This window comes from Leptospira kanakyensis (assembly GCF_004769235.1).
In the GTDB taxonomy this organism is placed as follows: domain Bacteria; phylum Spirochaetota; class Leptospiria; order Leptospirales; family Leptospiraceae; genus Leptospira_A; species Leptospira_A kanakyensis.
Window position 1 is genome coordinate 708,569 of sequence record NZ_RQFG01000005.1, and the last position, 15,805, is coordinate 724,373.

A 15,805-nucleotide genomic window follows, 5' to 3' on the forward strand; every position below is an offset into this window, starting at 1 on the left:
CCCCTCTCGGGGACAACCTTTTTGAAATTGGACGGTTTTCTCCTGGATGAAAATTAATGGAAAGTTTTTTTTTTCCTATGACCCAATTAAGTGTCAATGTCAACAAGATCGCCACTCTCCGCAATTCTCGTGGTGGATCCATTCCTAGTGTCATTCTAATTTCAGGGATTATCTTGGATGCGGGCGCTTACGGCATCACCATCCACCCCAGAGAAGACGAAAGGCATATCACCAAACAAGATGTATTCGAAATTCAGAATTTTCTAAAATCTTACAACGAAAAAAAGATAAAAAATGGATCTCCTAAAAAGGAATTCAATATTGAAGGCGAACCAAGTGATAGGTTTTTGAACCTGGTTCTTGCTGCAAAACCAGACCAAGCCACCCTCGTGCCTGTCAAACCTGGGGAAATTACTTCTGATCATGGATTTGATCTAAAAAACAAAACCGTGTTCCAAACCCTAAAACCAATGGTGGAAAGATTAAACAAAGAAGGAATCCGAGTTTCTTTGTTTATGGAAACGGATTTTGAACAATACCCCCTCGTAAAGGAACTTGGAGCAGACCGGATTGAATTGTATACTGGCCCTTTTGCCCATGCTTATGACAAATCTCCAGAAGATGGTGCCAAAAGTTTTCAAAGTTATGAATTGGCCGCCAAAGAAGCCCACAAACTAGGGTTAGGTGTGAATGCGGGTCACGACTTAGATACAAACAATTTAAAACTTTTTGCCCAACTCCCGCACTTAGCAGAAGTATCCATTGGTCACAGGCTGGTAAGCCAAAGCCTTGTGGATGGAATGGAAAAAACCATTGGAGACTATCTTAAAGTTCTTTCGATAGGAAACGAAGTTTAGAATACTGAGGGTCTTGTTCGAGAAGCAATTTGGCAGCTCTTTCTAAGGCAAGAGCCAACTGTCCTTCTAGTTTTCCTTTTCGTTTTGCCGACTGGATCTCAAATAAAAAACTACGAAGGCCTTCACGTCCTTGGGATTCGTTTCCAGATGAGGCGGCAAGTTTTACTTTTTTCCAAGCTTCTGTGATGGGTGCACCGGGTCGGAAGGTTGTCCCTTGCATAGGAACTCCTGCTTCCGTTCCAAGAGATGAACTGACAGACACCACACCTGCACTGGCACCCACAGCTTCTTTTCCAGTTTCCCCCCTGTGATAACTTGCCGTGTCCCAAATCCTAGAAAATGGATCCGATTTCATTTGGTCGGCATACAAACGTTCCTTATAAGAAAGAGAAGATAGGCGAATGTCTTTTTGGATTTGTGACCGGTCAGCTTCGCTCAAGTTTTGGAAACAATCCGCAAGGACACCCCTTCGCAGACTTTCCTTGGTGAGAACACCTCGTTCGGCAAGGAAGAGAAAGGATTCTGCATTGGGAATTTTGTTTTCCTTACAGAGTTTTTGAGTTTCTGTAAATATAGCGAGTACCTCACCGTCTCTGGAATGTGCCTTCAAATCTGTTAAATTTCCTGATTTTTCGGCGGAAATTCGTAACATATTTTTATAAAGACTATCATTTGGATTTTTTTCTAGAGCCTTTCTAAAGGCAGTATAACTCTCAGCGAAATTACCCCGGTGGTATTCGAGTAATCCCCAAGTATAACATAAATATCCATCATCTGTATCACGTGTCCGGCAAACGTATCTTAGTCGAGACATAGCCCCTTCTCTCGATTCGGAGGATTCCCATACATCCAAAAGCACCTCTTCCAGAAAGATAAGAGTTTCCAAACTGTATGGATCCCGGGTTGGGTTCTTTTGTGGTTCGGAAGTACAAAACCCAAGGGAAAGAGCAAAAATCAGGACAACGAAAGGACGCATTGCACCGTCTATGATATACGTGTGTCCTAGATTTGTCCCGATTTTTTTTGAGTTGCATGGACTGGAAAATCGGAAATTCTTAGGATAATCTATCCACTTTACGAGAGATCCCTTGAAACGAATTGTTTACCTACTTTCTTTTTTCACCCTACTCAGTTTTGCCCTCCCGGTAGGATTCATTTCCTGCGAACCGGAAGCCAAAAAAGCCCCTAATCGCGTAACCAATTTTACTTACCAAGACTTTGAAACCGTGGTCAAATCAGTGGATAAGTATTATATTGATAAAAATATCAATAAAAACCGAGCTTTCACTGATGCAGCATCCTTTGCCGTTCTCAGTATGCCTCACCCACTTTATATTTACCCAGAAAGTTATTTCAACGAAAGGGAAAAATATGATGAGAAAGAAGACCTTTGGCCAGGAAAAACTTTCAAAATTTCTCCTTCCGACAAATTCGTGTTATTTGATCCTGATTACACTCTTGTAGAAAAAATCCAAAAAGAGAAACTAAAGAAAAACGAAAACAGAAAACTATCCGATGCAGAACTTAAAAAACTGATCGAAAAAGAAAAACTGAAAAAATCAGTCATCGCATCCAGATGGGAAGAAATTAATTTTTCGCGTAAAGAATTTGACCGAGTCATCTCTTACATCCAAGACAATTTGGAAACTTACAAAACACCTGTCCTCAAAGGACTTGTGGAACTTGACGGAGAACTTCCGGAAGAAGAGGAAGATAAAAAAGAATTCAGCATGGAACAAGTGTTTCTTGCTGCTGCCAATGGTTATCTGAACTCTCTCGACCCACATTCCAATGTATTCTTAAAAGAAATGTGGGAAGAATCCATGGCAAAAATCAGCGATGGATCCTTTGAAGGAATTGGAGCCATTTTGTCTGGTGGTGGTAGCCGAGAAGTGGTGGTGGAAAACCCATTAGAAGGAAGTCCAGCAGTCCGTGCCGGAATTCGTAGTGGAGACACGATTGTTGCTGTGGATGGAAAGGTCATCAAAAACCTTTCTCTCGATAAAGTGGTAAAAAAAATCAAAGGGCCAAAGGCTACTAAAGTTGTTCTTACCATCACAAGAAAAGGAAATACAGGAAAAACAGACATCGAAGTCATCCGTGATAAAATTACGATTAAAAACGTAACTCATCATATCGTAAAAGAAAATCCACAAGTTGGATATATCAAACTCACTGGATTTGTAAAACCAGGTCCCGGCGAAGCACCGATCGAAACACAAATCACAAATGCTGTTGCGGAGATGGAACAAGAAGCTAAAGAAAGTGGTAAACCACTCAAAGCTCTCATTCTAGATTTACGTGGAAACTCTGGTGGGTATTTGGATCTTGCAATCGATATTGCTGATATGTTTATCGAAAAAGGAATGATTGTATTCACAAGAACTCCATTCCGCAGCGATGAAGAAAAATATGCAAAAAACAAAGACATCACCAAACTTCCTATGGTAGTGATGATCAATTCCAAATCGGCTTCTGCTTCTGAAATTGTAGCCAGTGCCATCCAACACCATGGCCGTGGAATTTTACTTGGGGAAAGAACTTTCGGAAAAGCAACGGTTCAAAGTTTAAATAACCTTGAAAACAACCCCGATTACTTATTAAAAATCACAAATGCAAGATACTATTCCCCATCTGGAAAAACGATCCAAGTTGTGGGAGTGTCTCCCGACATTGAAGTGTCGGAAGAACCAGACGGAGGATTTCCTTTCCGTTACCGTGAAGAAGATATGTGGAACCATCTTCCCCTCATTCCACACGAAGGGGTTGTTAAATCCAAATTCAATGTCAATGCCATCAAAGAGTATGCGAAGAAAAACGGGAAAGCTGATATTTTCCTAAAATCACATGCAAATGATGCCATCAAACCAGACTATATGTTAATCAGAAGTTTGGATTATATTGAAGGGATGTTAAACACTAAGTAATCCGAATCCCAAAAGGCAAGGATATGACTTGAAGATACAATTGGAAATCATGTGACTCGAATTAAATCGGATTTTTTGATCATTGGAAGCGGAGTGAGTGGTTTATTCACTGCGCTAAAACTGGCTCCGCTTGGATCCGTAGTGGTTGTTACCAAAAAAGCAGACTACGAATCCAATACCAATTATGCACAAGGTGGAATCGCTTCCGTTTTTGATGACAAGGATAAGTTCGAAGAACATATCCAAGATACTTTAGAATCGGGAGCAGGACTCTGTGATTTGGAGGCGGTGCGAGTCCTTGTCGAAGAAGGGCCAACCAGAGTTCGGGAACTTCTGGATCTAGGAGTTCCTTTTACCAGAAACCAAACAGGGGAACTCGATCTTGCTCGTGAAGGTGGTCATAGCAAAAATCGGATCATCCACTCTTTGGACAGAACGGGTAGTGCCGTAGAACAGTCGCTACTTGATCATGTTCATGCCAACAAAAACATCCAAATTCTAGAAAATCATGCCTGCGTGGATTTGATCACCAAACACCATTTAAAGGACAAAGACAACCTTCCCTTAAGATGTTATGGTGCCTATATCGTAGATACAGAAACAGGAGAAGTGTTTCCTGTCCTTGCTAAAAAAACGATTTTAGCAACTGGTGGTGCGGGTCAGGTGTATTTACATACAACCAATCCAAACATTGCTACTGGTGATGGAGTGGCGAGTGCTTACCGGGCTGGTGCCATTGTAAAAAATATGGAATTTTATCAATTCCATCCCACTTCCCTTTTTCATGAACAAGGAAATAGTTTTTTAATTTCAGAAGCCGTTCGTGGCCATGGTGGCATCTTACGCGAGATAGGTGGTAGACCTTTTATGAAGGACTACCACGATATGGGGGAACTTGCACCACGAGATATCGTAGCTCGCGCCATCGATGATACTATGAAAAAACGAGGAGAACCCCATGTCCTTCTCGACATCACTCATAGACCCGCAAACGACATCATCAACCATTTCCCATCAATTTACGAACGTTGCAAAAAACTAGGAATCGATATCACAACGGATCCCATCCCAGTGGTGCCTGCCGCTCATTATATGTGTGGCGGTGTGGCGACTGATTTACTCGGACGAACCAATATTGCTGATTTGTATGCATGCGGCGAAACCACATGCACAGGCGTTCATGGCGGTAACCGACTAGCATCCAATAGTCTACTAGAGTGCCTTGTATTCTCACATAGAATTGCAGGAGATATTAAGTCCCAAGGAAAACTAAGTTATTCTGCTGAAACAGACCTTATCCCTGATTGGAACAAAGAAGGAACCACCAATACAGAAGAATGGGTTCTGATCTCACATGATCTCATCGAAATCAAAACCATTATGAGTAATTATGTGGGGATTGTTCGCTCCGATATGCGACTTGAAAGAGCACTCCGTCGACTGAAACTAATCTCCGAAGAAGTAAAAGACTACTACAACAGAACCACTGTCTCTATTGAATTATTGGAACTTCGAAACTTAGTGAAAGTGGCAGAACTGATTGTTCGTTCGGCACTCTTACGAAAGGAAAGTCGTGGACTTCACTATAGTACAGACTATCCAGAAGATAGAACTCCTTCGAGACAAGATACCATCCTTTCTCACAAACTTTAAACGACAAACAAAGATTAAGCGCCAGGAACCCTAGCAGAAATCCTTTCTCGCAAGAGTAGGATTTCAGTGAGGTGGGAAGGTGCTGTTATGCGAAGTCACCTATCATTTACGGCTGATTCTTAATTTTTAGTTTTTCCAAACATACGGATATTTGATCCGTTAATAAATTTCCAGTTTTTAGACCAATTCGATTGTCTTTTTGAAGTTGATAGAATATTGAATTTTTATCGCCTAATTCAGTTTCCAAAAATTCATTTGTGAATGTATTTTTTTTAACGATTTGCTGGCAGAATGCAATTTGTTGATTATTTTTGAAAATTGAAACCCTTAGTGCGACAATTAAAGGAAAACCAATCATAGATCTTTTGAAAAAATGGTATCTAGATTGATGATCCATCATTAGGAAAATGAAAATTGTATTATCTTCAAATGAATTTGTTAAATGTGTTTCACTCGGAATGAGTTTTAATTCAGAATATACGTCCTGAATTTTTTCAAACTTAAACGAGTTTTGGTAGGTATTCATTAAATTTTCATCTGATGAAATTAAAAAGCGAAGTGTTTGATTTTTCCATTTTTCCGTCGGTTCTTCGACCGGGTATGGAATGTGATTTAGAAAAAAGAATTTTATAGCTGAGATATTTGAGAAAACACTATCTTGATAAATCGAATCTTTTATTCGAACTCTTGTATATGAGGTTGGAATATAATCTTGTTCACTTACGGTGCGAAATTCTGACTTATTACCATCATATACACATCCAAAAAAAGAAAGAATCGATAAAAGAATGATTTTATTTAAAAACATTATTTTAATAATTTCACATAACAGTATTTATCCCATGATCCCCAAAATGGTATAAACAATTCCAAAAATAATGGGAAGGATCGAATAACTAAACACGTGGATGAAATATCCGCGTTTTTCTCCCCATTTTTGTTTCATAGGTTCCAACTTCCAAAAAAATCCAGGTTTGTATATGCGTAAGATATAGGTAGTAGTTCCATAGAGGATAAATAATACTCCGAGCCCGACTGTGATTAGGTTCATAATTCTCCGTATTGTCTTATGTTATGTGTGAATGCGAACTTTCCAAGAAAAAAAAAGATGAGTTAAAGATTTGGCTTTTCTGCAGCAAAAAATCGTGGTAAAGGGAGCACATTGGGTGGCGGGTCTAGAACCCCTCCCTCAAATCAGGGCGGGGAGATTATATTCACCCCCTCCCCCACCAAATACACGAAATTCCATTAAAAACACCAAAATCCAAAGAATTAAAGAACCAAACCCAAAAGAATCCACCTAATCATCATACCAATATAAGGTTAGGTGCCGTATGATCAAACTTCGTTACTCTCTCAATGACAATCGATTCCATTTACAATTTGGATATTCGAAAATTTATTTTCCAATCGCAAAATCCATTCCGAATGGATGTTACCATCCAAGGGAAAAGTCTTGGTCTTATCCCAACGACCCAAAAATCATTAAACAATTGTTAATTGCATTTGAACCACATGATATCAGAATCTCACCAAGAGAAATTCCTAAACAATGTGGAATTTTAGAAGATTATTTTAAGGCAACAAGAGAAAGAAATTTTACCTTTTGCACAACCAAATCCTATTACTCTCATTTATTCCGGTTGTTGGTGTTTACAGAAAAACTTCCATCGAATATCAAAATGATAGATTTAGAAAATTATCTCGATCATTTGTTAACATATGAAAAACCAAAAGTTGCCAGTGTTCGAGCATCCAGACAAGCCTTTATCTTCTATTTCCGCGAGGTAAGAAAACAGTTCACTCATCTAAAATTTCCACGAATGAAGGTTGAAAACAAACTTCCCGAAGTTTTATCTGCAGAAGAAACAAGGGCCATCTTTGATGCTCTTCCCAACCGAAAACATAAAATGTTACTTCTGATCAGTTATTCCTCTGGTTTAAGAGTCAGCGAAGTCATTCACTTAAAAATTACTGATATTGATTTTAAACGAAATATGGTTCGGGTGAACCAAGGAAAAGGAAAAAAGGATCGATATACCGTTCTTGCCACTTCCCTAATCGAGGAACTAAAAGAATACTTAAAAGTAAGAGAATACAATTTACTTCTTAGACAAAGTTATAACGAGGTGAGAACAAATCCTTGGTTATTTCCAGGTATGAAGAATAGACCTCTTAACATTCGTACGGCGGAAACCATATTCACGAATGCGGCACAAAAGGCAAAAATCAAAAAGAAGGTGACTTTTCATAGTTTACGTCATGCTTTCGCCACCCATCTTTTGGAGTTGGGAACGGATTTAAGAATGATTCAAACCTTACTCGGACACGCAAGTGTCCGAACCACTCAAATTTATACAAAAGTTGCCAGAAGCCGGTTGGAAAATATCGCGAGTCCCCTGGATCGAATTCCCCCCACCACAGAAAAAACCAATCCCAGTAAAAACTAAAAGAAATACAAATCATACTCAGTTATTATTTTCCACACCAACCAAAATCAAAATATTGATTTCTAACAATTACTTGACGAAATCCAAACCGCCATTAATTTACATTCCATTCTGAACTCTGCCAATAAAAATAGAACATAACAATGAAACAACGATTCCAATTCCTAAGTTTATTTTTAATTTTACTTTCCTCACAAGTTTTAGCCCAACTCAAACCCGAAATAGAAAACGAATGGATTCGATCCAAAAGTCTCGGGCCAGTAATCGACAAATCGGCTGTCCGATGGAACTTTATCGCCGAAATTAAAGTCGATAACCTAGAAAGCATTCATGGTTACGAAGTCAAATGGCCGGAAAAAACAAAACATATCTCTGAAACAAACCAAATCAAACAGGGAGATCTTATTTTATCCAGCGAACCACTTTTAGAAAAAGAATATCTTTGGATTTACGAATTGGGAACTACAAGTCTATTTTTTACTTTCGAAATCACAAATTCTAAAGGCGAAAAAAAGGTTTTAAATGTCCCCATTAATTTTTCAGAAAAAAGTAAAGAAACACTTCGATTGTTTATGGAAAAAAATCTAAACATCAAAAAAGAAACTGTCAAAGTCCCTTTCCTTCGGAATTTAGATGGTAGACGTTGGTATGTGGGCAACTCAGGAGAAGACAACGAACAAGTATTAATCGAAATGATTCCTGAAGGGACTAAAATTGAAACATGGACTGAAATCTATAGATTAAATCTTTTGAAATCCATTGGCACATCCAATCGACCTGCCTTTATGAATGCCGTAAAAAACGGCCTTAGTGAAAATTGTCCGAGTCTTATTTTTAACACCATCACGGAATCACCAAATGAAATTATTTACGAATGGTCACATGATGGATGTAACGGTTGGCCGGCTTCCACAGAAATCACAAGAATGATTTCTGGCCCGTCTAACTCTACTATGTTTACCTTTGCAAACAAAAATGGAAAAATTTCCAAACTACTACGCGAAATTTATCTTACTATTTTAGAAAAAGAAAAATAAGTTTTTTAGCGTTCCCCCAATCCATCGTTTACAAAAATCAAATCAAAAAAGGGTCGGGCCACTCCGGGGTTCGCTGTTCGCTCCCGTCACCCACCATCTAACGATGGCAGGTGACCAAGCCCTTCGTCTCCCTAACGCCTAAAGGATAGAGACAGGGAATCTAAAAATTGTTTATTTACCTTTCTGAGCCCAAAAGAATATAAGCACAAGAATTCCAATTCCAGTAAGGCCAATCAATTGCCACCAGCCGCTCATTCCTATATCATGCAATCTTCTAGAACCCACACTGAGACTTGGAAGTAAGATCGCTAGGGAAAATATTCCTCCAATTACTGGAAGAAACATACTAAAGGCAGCGCTGATAATGATACAGGCAACAACCCACCACCAGAACTCTGGCCGTTTTGCTTTGCCGCTAAAATCAGCATACTTTTGTAAACATACTTTGATCGAATCTTGGAATGACATATAGTTTTTACCTTCTAATGAACTAGTAAATTTGTTTCGTCACAAACGAGGCATATTAGAAATTAATTATTAAACATGTAAAGGAAAAAAAGGAGACCGTATCCATGTTACAAATAGGAATTCTTGTATTCCCTGAAGTAGAAGTAATGGACTTTGCTGGCCCCTTTGAAGTTTTTTCAATCGCAGAAACGAAGGAACAAAAGAAATTATGTAATGTATTTCTAGTGGCCGAAAACCTTTCTCCCGTTAAAGCAAGAAATGGATTGATGGTTTTGCCTAACTTTAATTACGCAAATTGCCCTACTATGGACATTTTAATTGTCCCAGGCGGTTACGGAGCCGAAAAAATTGAGATCAAAAATCAAACAACCCTTAGTTGGATCAAAGCTAATTACTTAATAGTTAAGCATTTAGCTTCTATCTGTACAGGTGCTTTTCTATTAGCAGAAATAGGGCTTTTAGATGGATTAGAAGCCACCACTCACTGGATGGACATTGAAACTCTTAAAAGCAACTATCCAATGTTAAATGTAAAAGAAAACGTTAGATACACAGACAATGAAAAAATTCTAACTTCAGGAGGAATTTCCTCCGGCATCCATTTGAGTTTTTATCTCCTCCAAAAACTATTTGGATCGGAAGTAGCCACCCGAACCGCAAAACGTATGGAATACGATTGGAGCCCTAGTTGAGATACATTAAAAGAAAAAGCCAATGTGTTAATTCAACAAGATGACGAAACAAAGATTAGGTAACGTATCTTTCCAAATCAACTACTCGAACTCTATCCCAAAACCAATCGAGTCCCAATCCTCAGTTTCTTAAAAAACTTTTTACTTGTACGCAATTTCCCAATGAATTCGAAGCTTTTTCTCCAAGGCATTGGGCGACGAACAGCACCCACGGATGGGTGTGGGCGGGAGCTCTGGCCATGGAGGGCCAGGCGAACGCGAGTCACCCAATGCCTTGGAGAAAATATATATCGTTGAAGGGGAAATTTTAATGGGTGGATGACGGGATTCGAACCCGCGACGACCGGTACCACAAACCGGGGCTCTACCGCTGAACTACATCCACCGTTTCTAGAACAATCATCGACCCGAGAGGGATTCGAACCCCCGACCAACTGCTTAGAAGGCAGTTGCTCTATCCAGCTGAGCTACCGGGTCAGATAGAACCAACTGATTCGGGATGACAGGATTTGAACCTGCGACCCTCTGTACCCAAAACAGATGCGCTACCACTGCGCTACATCCCGAGAAAGTCCTTGAATCACCAGTGTTTTTGGCTGAGGGACTGTGTCAACAAAACGGAGATTTATTTCTTTAGGTTCTTCAATCTTTCTAAGAGGATGGGATGGTTTGGGTTCTTTTGTAGAGCTTTGCGATAGGCCTTCCAAGCCTCTTCTGGTTTGCCTATGGTTTGCAGGAAATAACCAAAGGAATCCAAATAGGCTGGATTGTTGGGATCGAGTTCCAATGCTTTTTTTAAAGAACGAATGGCTTCCGAACGTTCTTCCGCACTTGTTTTTTTCTTTAAAGCCAAAAGGTAACCAAGGGAGTTCAAACTGTTTTTATAATCAGGAGTATGCCTTAAAATCCTTCTGTGGATTTCTATCGCCTCTTCCAATCTGTGGGTGTACTCATAAACATGGGCCAAAAAAGAAAGGAGTTTGGCATCATCAACGGCAACTTGTAATCTTTCTTTGATAATGGATTCGGCGGTCTCCCAATCCTTTAATTCCACAAGCGCAAATACTTTTAAGCGATACACATTATCCAGTTCAATGAACCCAGGATATTCGCTGAGGATCCGATCCAAAACCTGAATCGATTTTTTAAAGTTTTTAGTCTGAAAACAACATAAGGCAAAATTATACAAAAGGATGGGGTCTTCTGGATTTTGGAGTAAGGCCTGATCCAAAAGGTTCAGCGCCATGGCATAATTGCCTTTGTTCATATAACCGAGGTAGTCTGTTTCTTCTGCCATAGATTCTACTTAGATTGTAGTTCCTTTAATCGACTCTTTTCCGTTAGATCCAATTGAATCGGTGTGACGGGAAGTTTTCCTTGATAATAGGCTTCAAAATCAGTTCCTGTTTCTTCATCATGGCCAAGCAAACTTCCGTTTAACTGAAATTCGCTGACACCTTCTATGATTTGTTTTTTTTCGTATTTTTCGGAGTAACGACGACGACCAAGACGAGTAAACACGATTTCGTTTAATGTGCCTGAACCAGAAATTTCAGGAGGAAAATTTAAGTTCCATACTTCGCCGGACTGGATTTGCGATTTGTATTTTTCCAAAAATAACAAAACAAGTTCTGCTTCTTTCTCATAACCATCCTCTGGATCAATCCGACCCGAACTCACGGCAAGAGAAGGAATCCCATGAAGAGCACCATGTTTGGCTGCACCAACAGTTCCCGAATAATGGACATCATATCCCATATTCACACCGCGATTGATCCCAGAGATGACAAAGTCAATTTTCGGAAAAATCTCTGCATACAAACCAATGTTTACACAATCAGCAGGAAATCCGTCTGCAATATAGTGATTGTCATTGATTCGTTCCACTCGCATTCCTTGAAAGACTGTGAGCGCCATTGATGTCACTGAACGTTCTTTCAAAGGTGCAATCAGATAGGTTTGATAAGATTTCCCAAGAACACGTTCTAATGCTTTGATTCCGGCGGAAGAAATTCCGTCGTCATTGGTAATGAGTAAATTCAAACTAAAAACCACCCGAAATCGATTGGAGGATACTGGTTGCTGTATATAAATTCATAAGAAAAGGAAAGATGATGGTGAGTCCAAGCGCATAAAACGCAAATCGGAGTGAATCGCGATTCCTTAGTTCATAAATAGATTTTAAACCACGGGAAACAACAAAACTATAAAATAAAATAAAACTTAGGAGTAAAAAAAATCCCGAGCCTAATCCAGAAAGTCCCACTGCGTGAAAAACTATACAAACAGGAGCAAATAACAAAAACAATACGACCGAATGTCTTGCAAATAGAATGAGAAATAGAAGTTTCGGACTCCTTCCCTTTTTTTGCACATAATAGTCAGCGACTAAACTATAAAAAAAAGGGAAAAATCGAAACAAAAACAGATTGGCTATAAAACCAAAAAACAAAAAAGACAATGTAGAAATCGTATAAGGTGCAGAGAGGATACTCATACCCACTGACAAAGACAAGGCGGCCAAAATAGAAAACAACCAATTGGACACCGGACTTCTGGCAAAAGGAATTTCCTGGATCTCCTCCGAATACCGAAGCGGATCCAAAAATACCAATTCCAAAACATCCACTAAATCGAAGAAAAAATCTCTCATAACATTAATTTTCCAAGTGCTGTTGGTAAAATCACCAAAACTTGTGATTGGATGAGAGATTTGATTTTGGAAACATGGGATTTGTCTCCCAAAAAGCTAACACCTATTGATTGCAAAAAACGATCGAAAGGAGAAATCTCTTGTTCAAACAGTGGAATGAGACCATCGTATTGGCAAAGTTCAGAAAGTTTTTTATGTGCTTCTCTTCGGCCACCAATATCATCCACAAGTTTGTTACGGAATGCATCTTCGCCAGAATAGATTTTTCCTTCTGCTAACTCTTCAATGGACTTAACCGTTTTATTTCTTCCTTTGGCAACATCTTCCACAAACTTACGATAGGTGTCTTGTAACTGTTTTCCAATCATATCATCTTCTTCGTTTGTGGAATCACGGAAAGGAGAATACATATCTTTGTATTTCCCCGCCTTGTAGGTGCGGACACCCACCCCGTAACGATCCAAAAGTCCTTTGACGTTAGGTGCAAAGGAGATAACTCCAATGGAACCGGTAATGGTTCCGTTTTGTGCAAAGATATAGTCGGAAGCTGCGGCAATGTAATACCCACCGGATGCGGCCACATCTTTCATACTCACTACTATCTTTTTGGTTTTACGCAAATGAAGGAGTTCGTTAAAAATTTCTTGGGAAGCAGCAACGGTTCCACCAGGGGAATTGATTTCGAGAAGGATTCCTTTGACATTTCCGTCTTCCTCCAATTCGCGTAATTGGCGTAAAACGGTATCAGCACCCGTAGAATCAAAAGTGGATTCCCCTGAATGGATCTCACCTACAATCGGTATGACGACAGCACCAATTTCACTGGCCTGGAAAAGACCACCGCCGGTTCCACTAGAGAAACGGGCAAGGCTTGATCCAGATACCAAGATGGCAATTCCGAGAATTGTGGCAATGGTGGAGAACAAAAAGGAGAGAAAGAGAAGAAATTGGTTTCTTTCCATAAACTCCCACAAGCAAAACCTTGCAAAAACCCGAGTCAACTTTAATAATTCTTTACTTTTTTTTAGAAAAAGTTTATTTTCCTTGTACGGGCTAACCGAAAATTAGACAGGTAGTCATAGGATTTATGTCCAGGCACCGCCGAGACATAAGGCCTTTACCAAGGAAGGTAGGACATGGATGTTCGTCTCAATCGTCTCCTCAACTCAGCCGAAAAACTAATCCAGGACAAAAAGGATTCTAAAGATGTCTCTGGAAAATCAGGAGTTCCTGTACAAAAGTCAGAAGAAAAATCCGACTTCGTTGTCAGCCTTCCTGTTCAGTACCACAATATCCAATCACGACTCACGGAATTGCAAAAACAACTTTCTAAGGAACAATCTCGGATTGGTCTTTTGGAAGATAACTCACAAGAAGAAGACAAACTCAAAGAACTTCTTTTTGAAGGCGAACCGCTATTCCCAGAGTTAGGTGAAGGTAAAGTTACCAAACCAGAAATTTTGGAAAATAGCAAGGGTAACATTTCCAGTCTCCTTGCGGAACTAAAGAAAAAAGAAGTAGAGAGCGAAAATATCTTTTCTCTTGGGATGATGTTAAACCCAGAAGAATTTAAAGGAAAAATCGGAACTTTGTCTGCTTCATCCATGAAACCAATTTCTGAAACAATGGTAAAACGACTTCTCGGCAATTAATTGGAATTAAAACGTAGCCTCAATACTTTTGATTCCATCTCCGTCCTTTTCTCCTCCATGGTGGGGTCGGGAATATTTTTCACCTCTGGGTACTTAATCAAAGAAACCGGAAACCTTTGGATTGTTTTGTTCTGTTGGATTGTCGGAGGAATTTTGGCTCTCTCCGGTTCCATCACTTATGCCTATGCAGCCCGCCTCCTTCCTTTTGCTGGAGGAGATTATGTTTATCTAAAAGTGGCTTACTCCCCCGCCATCGCCTTTATGAGTGGTTGGTCTTCCCTACTCACTAATTTCTCTGCTTGTGTATCGGTACTTGCCCTCGCCTTCGGAAAGTACGTACAAATTTTATTTCCCGGACTTCCTGTTTGGGAATCACCCACTTACACCTTACTTGGGTTAGATTTACAAATCAGTTCTGTCACATTTATCGGTGTTTTGCCTATCCTGTTTTTTAGTGGCCTCAACTACTTTGGAATCAAATCAGCAGTTCGAGTGCAAAATGTTTTTGCCGTCTTAAAAATTACAGGACTCCTTCTATTTTTGGCATTGGGATTTTCCATTGGAAATACCAATTGGTCTTATTTATTCAACTCTCCCTTTCCCAACCTAATGGAACTTTCTTTTTACTCCAAAGTTTTGATTGGGATCGTTCCTGTTTCCTTCTCTTACTTGGGATGGAATATGATTACTTATATCGCAGAAGAAGTGAAAGACCCGGAAAAAACCATTGTCCGTTCTGCCATCACTGCTTGTTTTCTCGTCGCGGGTTTGTATTTTGCGATCAATTTACTTTTTGTTATTTCTGCTCCGATTGAAGAATTAAGCGGACAAGATGGAATTGGAGCCATCGCCTTTCAGAAGTTATTTGGAATTAATTACTCTGTCCTCACCACTAGTTTTATTGCTTGGGTGATTTTAGGATCTATGTCGGCCATTCTCATCGGAGGGAGTCGAGTCTACTTTGCGATGGCAAGAGATGGAGTTTTTCTTCCCTCTTTTTCCAAAGTCCATCCTAAGTGGCATAGTCCCTATGTTTCGATATTTTTTCAGGCCTTTGTAGCGATTCTCTTTTTGTTTGTTAAAGAAATCGAAGCTTTGCTTTATATGATCACCTGTTCGATTCTGATTTTGTCTTGTCTCACAGCGGCAACTCCCTTTCGGTTTGAAAGGATGGGAATGAAATCGGATTATAAAATTCCTTTGTATCCTCTGCCCATTTTCCTATATATTTTGGCTAATATAGCCGTGATGATGATTCTCTTTATTGAAAAACCGGTGACGGCAGGATGGGGGCTAATGATCACCTTGATAGCCCTTCCTGTTTATTATGTTTTTCGATTGGATAAGAAGATGGTACAATCGAAACATCATTCAACTAAAATAAGCTCAAACTGAATTGTTACCGACAAAGGATTT

General features: G+C 39.6%; 16 protein-coding genes and 3 tRNA genes. 8 read left to right on the plus strand and 11 right to left on the minus strand.

Features of this window, described 5'->3' with window-relative positions:
• The first annotated feature begins 77 nt into the window (after positions 1-77).
• A complete protein-coding gene (locus EHQ16_RS03960) occupies positions 78-857 on the plus strand; it encodes a pyridoxine 5'-phosphate synthase (protein WP_208742226.1) in 780 nt (259 codons plus the stop codon).
• On the opposite strand, the gene EHQ16_RS03965 is transcribed toward EHQ16_RS03960, so the two are convergent.
• A complete protein-coding gene (locus tag EHQ16_RS03965) occupies positions 826-1,833 on the minus strand; it encodes a tetratricopeptide repeat protein (RefSeq protein ID WP_135635443.1) in 1,008 nt (335 codons plus the stop codon). The two genes, EHQ16_RS03960 and EHQ16_RS03965, sit on opposite strands and share 32 nt — an antisense overlap.
• Positions 1,834-1,945: 112 nt before the next feature.
• Between EHQ16_RS03965 and EHQ16_RS03970 the strand changes: the two genes are divergently transcribed.
• Positions 1,946-3,784, plus strand: coding sequence for a S41 family peptidase (locus EHQ16_RS03970; RefSeq protein WP_135635441.1), 1,839 nt, complete (start codon positions 1,946-1,948; stop codon positions 3,782-3,784).
• Positions 3,785-3,835: 51 nt separating this feature from the next.
• Entirely contained in the window at positions 3,836-5,437 is a 1,602-nt protein-coding gene (gene nadB, locus EHQ16_RS03975) for an L-aspartate oxidase (RefSeq protein ID WP_135635439.1), read from the plus strand.
• 106 nt (positions 5,438-5,543) lie between these two features.
• Here nadB and EHQ16_RS03980 read toward each other — a convergent pair whose 3' ends face one another.
• Positions 5,544-6,245 carry a hypothetical protein gene (locus EHQ16_RS03980; RefSeq protein ID WP_135635437.1) on the minus strand — a complete coding sequence of 234 codons (702 nt, stop codon included), beginning with the start codon at positions 6,243-6,245 and terminating at the stop codon, positions 5,544-5,546.
• A 27-nt stretch (positions 6,246-6,272) separates the two neighbouring features.
• Positions 6,273-6,488, minus strand: a complete 216-nt coding sequence (locus EHQ16_RS03985; RefSeq protein WP_135635435.1) for a hypothetical protein — start codon at positions 6,486-6,488, stop codon at positions 6,273-6,275.
• 283 nt (positions 6,489-6,771) lie between these two features.
• On the opposite strand from EHQ16_RS03985, the gene EHQ16_RS03990 reads away from it, so the two are divergent.
• Together EHQ16_RS03990 and EHQ16_RS03995 are read left to right on the plus strand one after the other, a co-directional pair.
• Positions 6,772-7,887: a tyrosine-type recombinase/integrase gene (locus EHQ16_RS03990; protein WP_135635433.1), complete on the plus strand. Its 1,116-nt coding sequence runs from the start codon at positions 6,772-6,774 to the stop codon at positions 7,885-7,887.
• A 143-nt stretch (positions 7,888-8,030) separates the two neighbouring features.
• A complete protein-coding gene (locus EHQ16_RS03995) occupies positions 8,031-8,924 on the plus strand; it encodes a hypothetical protein (RefSeq protein WP_135635431.1) in 894 nt (297 codons plus the stop codon).
• Positions 8,925-9,095: 171 nt separating this feature from the next.
• Here the strand turns inward: EHQ16_RS03995 and EHQ16_RS04000 are convergent, their stop codons facing one another.
• The gene (locus EHQ16_RS04000; RefSeq protein WP_135635429.1) at positions 9,096-9,392 is read right to left on the minus strand and encodes a DUF805 domain-containing protein; all 297 of its coding nucleotides are present in this window, start codon (positions 9,390-9,392) and stop codon (positions 9,096-9,098) included.
• A 104-nt stretch (positions 9,393-9,496) separates the two neighbouring features.
• Here EHQ16_RS04000 and EHQ16_RS04005 point away from each other — a divergent pair, with 104 nt between their 5' ends.
• Positions 9,497-10,084 carry a DJ-1/PfpI family protein gene (locus EHQ16_RS04005; protein ID WP_135635427.1) on the plus strand — a complete coding sequence of 196 codons (588 nt, stop codon included), beginning with the start codon at positions 9,497-9,499 and terminating at the stop codon, positions 10,082-10,084.
• Positions 10,085-10,397: 313 nt separating this feature from the next.
• Here EHQ16_RS04005 and EHQ16_RS04010 read toward each other — a convergent pair.
• The 7 genes from EHQ16_RS04010 to sppA all read right to left on the minus strand — a co-directional run bounded on the left by EHQ16_RS04010 (position 10,398) and on the right by sppA (position 13,699).
• Positions 10,398-10,469, minus strand: a tRNA-His gene (locus EHQ16_RS04010).
• Between the two features lie 18 nt (positions 10,470-10,487).
• Positions 10,488-10,561: transfer RNA gene (locus EHQ16_RS04015), tRNA-Arg, on the minus strand.
• A 17-nt stretch (positions 10,562-10,578) separates the two neighbouring features.
• Positions 10,579-10,650 (minus strand) — tRNA-Pro (locus EHQ16_RS04020).
• Between the two features lie 59 nt (positions 10,651-10,709).
• Positions 10,710-11,381, minus strand: coding sequence for a tetratricopeptide repeat protein (locus EHQ16_RS04025; RefSeq protein ID WP_135635425.1), 672 nt, complete (start codon positions 11,379-11,381; stop codon positions 10,710-10,712).
• A gap of 5 nt (positions 11,382-11,386) precedes the next feature.
• Positions 11,387-12,127 carry a 5'/3'-nucleotidase SurE gene (gene surE, locus EHQ16_RS04030; protein ID WP_135635423.1) on the minus strand — a complete coding sequence of 247 codons (741 nt, stop codon included), beginning with the start codon at positions 12,125-12,127 and terminating at the stop codon, positions 11,387-11,389.
• Position 12,128: 1 nt separating this feature from the next.
• Entirely contained in the window at positions 12,129-12,737 is a 609-nt protein-coding gene (locus EHQ16_RS04035) for a hypothetical protein (protein WP_135635421.1), read from the minus strand.
• Positions 12,734-13,699 (minus strand): signal peptide peptidase SppA, encoded by a 966-nt coding sequence (gene sppA / locus EHQ16_RS04040; RefSeq protein ID WP_135602117.1) that lies wholly within the window; start codon positions 13,697-13,699, stop codon positions 12,734-12,736. The genes EHQ16_RS04035 and sppA overlap by 4 nt, the downstream gene beginning before the upstream one ends.
• Positions 13,700-13,873: 174 nt before the next feature.
• Here sppA and EHQ16_RS04045 point away from each other — a divergent pair, with 174 nt between their 5' ends.
• Together EHQ16_RS04045 and EHQ16_RS04050 are read left to right on the plus strand one after the other, a co-directional pair.
• Entirely contained in the window at positions 13,874-14,389 is a 516-nt protein-coding gene (locus EHQ16_RS04045) for an LIC10415 family protein (protein ID WP_135635419.1), read from the plus strand.
• Positions 14,390-15,784: an APC family permease gene (locus EHQ16_RS04050; protein WP_135635417.1), complete on the plus strand. Its 1,395-nt coding sequence runs from the start codon at positions 14,390-14,392 to the stop codon at positions 15,782-15,784.
• Positions 15,785-15,805 lie beyond the last annotated feature (21 nt).

Excerpts from the sequence above, each read along its gene's own strand:
- EHQ16_RS03960 (WP_208742226.1), top strand. The coding sequence starts at position 78 with ATGACCCAATTAAGTGTCAATGTCAACAAGATCGCCACTCTCCGCAAT.
- EHQ16_RS03965 (WP_135635443.1), bottom strand. The coding sequence starts at position 1,833 with ATGCGTCCTTTCGTTGTCCTGATTTTTGCTCTTTCCCTTGGGTTTTGT.
- EHQ16_RS03980 (WP_135635437.1), bottom strand. The coding sequence starts at position 6,245 with ATGTTTTTAAATAAAATCATTCTTTTATCGATTCTTTCTTTTTTTGGA.
- EHQ16_RS03985 (WP_135635435.1), bottom strand. The coding sequence starts at position 6,488 with ATGAACCTAATCACAGTCGGGCTCGGAGTATTATTTATCCTCTATGGA.
- EHQ16_RS03990 (WP_135635433.1), top strand. The coding sequence starts at position 6,772 with ATGATCAAACTTCGTTACTCTCTCAATGACAATCGATTCCATTTACAA.
- EHQ16_RS03995 (WP_135635431.1), top strand. The coding sequence starts at position 8,031 with ATGAAACAACGATTCCAATTCCTAAGTTTATTTTTAATTTTACTTTCC.
- EHQ16_RS04000 (WP_135635429.1), bottom strand. The coding sequence starts at position 9,392 with ATGTCATTCCAAGATTCGATCAAAGTATGTTTACAAAAGTATGCTGAT.
- EHQ16_RS04005 (WP_135635427.1), top strand. The coding sequence starts at position 9,497 with ATGTTACAAATAGGAATTCTTGTATTCCCTGAAGTAGAAGTAATGGAC.
- EHQ16_RS04025 (WP_135635425.1), bottom strand. The coding sequence starts at position 11,381 with ATGGCAGAAGAAACAGACTACCTCGGTTATATGAACAAAGGCAATTAT.
- EHQ16_RS04035 (WP_135635421.1), bottom strand. The coding sequence starts at position 12,737 with ATGAGAGATTTTTTCTTCGATTTAGTGGATGTTTTGGAATTGGTATTT.
- sppA (WP_135602117.1), bottom strand. The coding sequence starts at position 13,699 with ATGGAAAGAAACCAATTTCTTCTCTTTCTCTCCTTTTTGTTCTCCACC.
- EHQ16_RS04045 (WP_135635419.1), top strand. The coding sequence starts at position 13,874 with ATGGATGTTCGTCTCAATCGTCTCCTCAACTCAGCCGAAAAACTAATC.